Annotated in this window: 4 protein-coding genes; 2 read left to right on the forward strand and 2 right to left on the reverse strand. The window is 27.7% G+C overall.

What is annotated here, in order from left to right:
* Positions 1-69 precede the first annotated feature (69 nt).
* Positions 70-480 (forward strand): hypothetical protein, encoded by a 411-nt coding sequence (locus NSA58_RS17190; RefSeq protein WP_052232785.1) that lies wholly within the window; start codon positions 70-72, stop codon positions 478-480.
* 124 nt (positions 481-604) lie between these two features.
* Here the strand turns inward: NSA58_RS17190 and NSA58_RS17195 are convergent, their stop codons facing one another.
* Positions 605-1297 carry a YjjG family noncanonical pyrimidine nucleotidase gene (locus NSA58_RS17195; protein WP_074078771.1) on the reverse strand — a complete coding sequence of 231 codons (693 nt, stop codon included), beginning with the start codon at positions 1295-1297 and terminating at the stop codon, positions 605-607.
* 181 nt (positions 1298-1478) lie between these two features.
* Here NSA58_RS17195 and NSA58_RS17200 point away from each other — a divergent pair, with 181 nt between their 5' ends.
* The gene (locus tag NSA58_RS17200; RefSeq protein WP_039677943.1) at positions 1479-2849 is read left to right on the forward strand and encodes a cation:dicarboxylate symporter family transporter; all 1371 of its coding nucleotides are present in this window, start codon (positions 1479-1481) and stop codon (positions 2847-2849) included.
* 114 nt (positions 2850-2963) lie between these two features.
* Here NSA58_RS17200 and NSA58_RS17205 read toward each other — a convergent pair whose 3' ends face one another.
* On the reverse strand, positions 2964-3494 hold the full coding sequence (locus NSA58_RS17205; protein ID WP_257560732.1) for a hypothetical protein: 531 nt from the start codon (positions 3492-3494) through the stop codon (positions 2964-2966).
* Positions 3495-3875 lie beyond the last annotated feature (381 nt).

The following is a 3875-nucleotide window of genomic DNA, read 5'->3' on the forward strand; positions in this document are numbered from 1 at the left end:
AGTTGTTAAAAACCTTTATATATGTTAAAATTCTTTACACGAAAGATTAAATTTCAAGGGAGATTAAGAATGAAAGAAAAATTAATGAAATTCATGTATGGCAGATATGGAAATGATGAATTGAATCAGTTTCTATTTAAATTAGTATTTGTCAGTTTAGTAATATCTTTATTAAGTGGTAGAGCAAGTTTCCTTGGTGATATGTTTTATTTTTTAGCATTAATTATGGTGGTATTTATATACTTTAGAATGTTTTCTAAAAATCTTAATAAAAGATATTCGGAAAGAAGTGCATATTTAAATTTTTCTAATAAGGTGAAGTTATCACTTGATAAGCAAAATAAAATGAGGGCGCAAAAGAAGTCTTATGCATTCTTTAAATGTCCTTCTTGTAAACAAAAGGTTAGAGTACCTAAGGGGAAAGGGAAGATTTCTATTCATTGTCCAAAGTGCAATGTAGATTTTATAAAGAAAAGTTAATTTGAAATTTAAAAGGAGTATCTCAAAATATTTTAAGAGGTACTCCTTACTTTTTAACCAAGATAGTTAACTGACTAAAGTATTAACCAAATAATTTGTAAATACAGTGATTTAAGAGAACTTTTTATATATTTAATAATAAATTTTTAAGTTCTTTTAAAGAACATACTTCATAAGTTGGTTTTAAACTTGTTTTATTTTCAACTTTGTTAGGGTTGTACCAACAAGTGTCTATCTCGAAATTTGTACCACCTTGTATATCAGATGATAAGCTGTCCCCTATCATTAATACTTCATTTTTACTAATATCTGTCATGTCTTTTAAAGTATATTCAAAAATTCCAGGATTAGGCTTAGATACTCCTACATTTTCAGATATAACTATATCTTTAAAGTATTTTGCTATACTAGATTGTTTAATTCTTTTTTCTTGTACTACCGTAAGGCCATTTGTAACTATTACAAGTGTATACTTATCTTTTATACTTTCTACTAAATCCATGGAATCTTCAAATAAAAAGGATCCATTTGCTAAATGTTTCATATAAACATTGGCAAACTCTACTTCATCAAAAGCTATTTGAAGTTTGTCTGATAACCTTTTAAATCTTTCTATTTTAAGTTTAGATTGAGTAATAAGTCCTTGTTCTAACTCTTTCCAGATGGCTTTATTTATAATCTTATAAGTTTCGAAATGATAAGATTCATCATAATCTATTCCAAACTCAATAATAGTTTCTTTGAAAGCCTCCTTTTCAGCTTTTTTAAAATCAAATAATGTTTCATCTGCATCAAAAATTAATACTTTGTATTTCATATTTATGTCCCCCATATAAAATGTTATTACAAATTATATCATAAATTGGAAAACAAAGTAGTGAATAATTTTCATCGTAAAATAATTAAATTGTTATAAAAATAAAAAAACTATTGTATTATCAAATTGATAATGTTATAATTTTGATTATCAATTTGATAATAGACATTTGGGAGGATTTATGAGTAATACATTTTTATCGCAATTTTTAATGATAACAAACATACACAGTGTGTTAATGGTTATTGCACTAATAGGATTATTTTTTATAATTAATAAAATAAGCAAAAAATTCAAATTTACAAAGTTAATGATAATTTCCATATTTATGGGGTTAGGTCTTGGAATAGTAATACAAGCAGTAGCAAAATTTCCAAGTGACCCAAGTCAAGTAACATGGATAAATGAAGTAAGTACATGGTACTCTCTATTTGGTAATGGATTTATGGATTTACTAAAGATGATAGTAATGCCTTTAGTTTTAGTTTCAATCATAAGAGTTATAATGAATATGAAAGAAGATGACTTAGGAAAATTAACATTTAAATCTATGGGAATGTTTTTTGCCACAACTGCTACGGCAGCTATTATTGCTGTAATCGTTGGGAATTTATTTGATTTAGGTTCTTCTATACAAGCTGTAAGTGCTAGTGAAGAGCTTAGAGAAATAACTTCACTTCCAGATACAATAAGAGGGTTATTGCCATCTAATCCAATAAAAGCCATGGCTGATGGAAATACTGTGGCAGTAGTAATATTTGCAGCGTTTATAGGATTGGCAATAAGAAGACTGTCAAAAAAATACTTAGATATAATAAAACCATTTATGGATTTTGTAGAAGCATTTTATAAAATTATAGTTTCTGTTGCCATAACAGTAATAAAACTTATGCCTTATGCTGTTGTTCCACTTATGGCTAGTACTATAGCAAGTAGAGGTGTGAAGTCACTTTTAGATGTGGTTGATTTTATATTAGCATTATATATAAGTGTAGGGCTTATGTTTGTGGTTCACTTAGTTATAATAACTTTAAGTGGAATGAATCCAATAACATATATTAAAAATGCTTCAAAAGCATTAATACTTGCATTCACATCTCGTTCAAGTTTAGGAACATTACCAGTTACTGTGGAAGCTTTGACAGAAAACATGAATGTGGAATCAGGAACTGCTAGCTTTGTAACAAGTTTAGGTTCAAACATGGGCATGAATGGATGTGCAGGAATATATCCAGCTTTAGTTAGTGTAATGCTTGCAAACATGGCTGGAGTAGAAATGAACTTTACTTTCTATGTGATGTTAATAATAGTTATAACAATAAGTTCACTGGGTATTGCAGGAATACCAGGAACAGCAACAATGTCTGTGTCTGTAGTAATATCAGGTATGGGAATGGGAGCATACTTCCCAATGGCAGGGGCAATAATTGCAATAGATCCAATCCTTGATATGGGAAGAACAATGTTAAATGTTAATGGAGCAATGACAGCAGCTGTTGCAGTAGATAAGTCACTTAAAATTAATGAGAAAAAAGAAGTAAAAGTAGCTTAAATAAATAGAAAAAATGGCAATCATTTTAGATATTTAAAAGTCTAAAGTGATTGCTATTTTATTTAAACTGTATAAGAATTATTTATTCACTATTAATATAAGTCTATTGCGTTACTAAAGTTTGTATAAAATGTTATTCAAAGATTCTTTTAAAGATAAAACAAACTTTTCTCTTGAACTTGGAGAAATATCAAACAAAGATAAATAAGGATTTAAATCTTCAATTTCCACAAGAAGTAAATTTCCATTCTTATCTCTACATGCATCAATTCTTTGAATACCATGACTTAAATTATTCCAGTTTAATAAGGCATGGCAAAAATCAAAATCATCTTTATTAGGAGTGTATTCTTCCATTTGCCATCTTTTTTCTTTATTAGGAGCATAAAGAGCATATTGGAATTTTCTATCTACGTAATAAAAAGACACCTCATACTGAAAATCTATAAATGGTTGAATTAAAGTACTGTAATTATCGGATTTAACTTTTTCAAAAAGTTCATCTTTACTTAAAATCTCTAAGCCTATGGAATCAGCACCATCTATGGGTTTTGTTATGTAATTTGCAACATCTGGCAATTTATGAAACTCATTAATATTGTTGATTGTTCTGATAACAGGCATATTTTTGTTTGTAAGTTCCATCAAATAGCCCTTCCCATTCATATATCCATGACCATCAAAAGAATTGTAAGTAAGCAAATTATGAGTTTTTATTTTATCTCTAAATATCTTATATTCCCTCTCAAAATTGGCAGCAGGTCCTGTATTTCTAAATAAAATTAAATCAAAATCTTCATTGAAGTCATTTATATCATTTGGATTACAAATAAGTAATTTAAAATCTTCTCTAAGAGAACATGTAAGGAATAGATCTTCTTAATAATAATTTCTACCTTTGGAGTTATAATATAAGTCTGTGATAAATAGTATTTTCTTCATAAAACCTCCAATTTATAATTAAGCATATTTATATTAAGTTAATTACATAAATTTTAGTTAAAAAGTGCTATTCTAGCAGGATCG

It is taken from the genome of Terrisporobacter muris, from assembly GCF_024621905.1.
Taxonomy (GTDB): domain Bacteria; phylum Bacillota; class Clostridia; order Peptostreptococcales; family Peptostreptococcaceae; genus Terrisporobacter; species Terrisporobacter muris.